The 680-nt window shown below is 67.5% G+C and carries 1 protein-coding gene; it reads left to right on the forward strand.

Translation table 11 applies throughout. The annotated features are described in order from the left end of the window. A partial coding sequence (locus NLX83_RS40730; protein ID WP_254240657.1) for an RNA polymerase sigma factor occupies positions 1-680 on the forward strand: 680 nt, incomplete at both ends.

Genomic DNA, 680 nt, shown 5'->3' on the forward strand with positions numbered 1-680 from the left:
CTGCGGTGGATCGTGCGCGACGGTGAGCGGGCCAAGAACCACCTGCTGGAGGCCAACCTCCGCCTCGTGGTCTCCCTCGCCAAACGCTACACCGGCCGCGGCATGGCCTTCCTCGACCTCATCCAGGAAGGCAACCTCGGCCTCATCCGCGCCGTCGAGAAGTTCGACTACACCAAGGGCTACAAGTTCTCCACCTACGCCACGTGGTGGATCCGCCAGGCCATCACCCGCGCCATGGCCGACCAGGCCCGCACCATCCGCATCCCGGTGCACATGGTCGAGGTCATCAACAAGCTCGGCCGCATCCAGCGCGAGCTGCTCCAGGACCTGGGCCGCGAGCCCACGCCGGAGGAGCTGGCCAAGGAAATGGACATCACCCCCGAGAAGGTCCTGGAGATCCAGCAGTACGCCCGCGAGCCGATCTCGCTGGACCAGACCATCGGCGACGAGGGCGACTCGCAGCTCGGTGACTTCATCGAGGACTCCGAAGCGGTCGTCGCCGTGGACGCGGTCTCCTTCACACTGCTGCAGGACCAACTCCAGTCGGTGCTGGCCACGCTCTCCGAGCGCGAGGCAGGCGTGGTGCGGCTGCGCTTCGGCCTCACCGACGGCCAGCCCCGCACCCTCGACGAGATCGGCCAGGTCTACGGCGTGACGCGCGAACGCATCCGCCAGATCGA

Source organism: Allokutzneria sp. A3M-2-11 16, from assembly GCF_024213555.1.
Lineage (GTDB): Bacteria > Actinomycetota > Actinomycetes > Mycobacteriales > Pseudonocardiaceae > Allokutzneria.